Here is an 863-nt window from a genome sequence, read left to right on the forward strand (position 1 = left end):
GGGGTGCGGCCGAAGAAGTGTTCGCGGACGAACCCGCCGGATTCGGCCTTGTAGGTTTGGTAGTCCCCGTCCAGGGTGGTGTTCATCAGGTCCACGAGGTGCCCGCCGGTGTCCTTGGCGAGCAGTTCGTCCCATTCCCGGCCCCAGACGACCTTGATCACGTTCCAGCCGGCGCCGCGGAAGAAGGCTTCCAGTTCCTGCATGATCTTGCCGTTGCCGCGCACCGGGCCGTCCAGGCGCTGCAGGTTGCAGTTCACCACGAAGGTCAGGTTGTCCAGGTTCTCGTTCGCGGCCAGCTGGAGCAGGCCGCGGGATTCGGGTTCGTCCATTTCCCCGTCGCCCAGGAACGCCCAGACGTGCTGGTCGGAGGTGTCCTTGATGCCGCGGTTGTGCAGGTACCGGTTGGACTGGGCCTGGTAGATCGCGTTCATCGGTCCGATGCCCATGGACACGGTGGGGAATTCCCAGAACGCGGGCATCATCCGCGGGTGCGGGTAGGAGGACAGGGCGTGCCCGGCGTGGGACTTCTCCTGCCGGAACCCGTTCAGGTCCTCTTCCGTGAGGCGGCCTTCCATGAACGCCCTGGCGTACATGCCCGGGGACGCGTGGCCCTGGAAGAACACCTGGTCCCCGCCGCCGGGGTGGTCCTTGCCGCGGAAGAAATGGTTGAACCCGACCTCGTACAGGGTCGCCGCGCCCGCGTAGGTGGAAATATGCCCGCCGACCCCGATCCCGGGACGCTGCGCCCGGTGCACCATGATCGCCGCGTTCCACCGCATGTACGCCCGGTACCGGCGCTCGAACTCCTCATTGCCCGGGAACTCCGCTTCCTGGTCCGCCGGGATCGTGTTCACATAATCCGT

The 863-nt window shown here is 66.2% G+C and carries 1 pseudogene; it reads right to left on the minus strand.

The window, feature by feature from the left end:
- Positions 1-863, minus strand: a pseudogene (locus tag LD110_RS23345) (pyruvate dehydrogenase (acetyl-transferring), homodimeric type); the annotation flags it as partial.

Source organism: Arthrobacter sp. M4 (assembly GCF_020251205.1).
Taxonomy (GTDB): domain Bacteria; phylum Actinomycetota; class Actinomycetes; order Actinomycetales; family Micrococcaceae; genus Arthrobacter.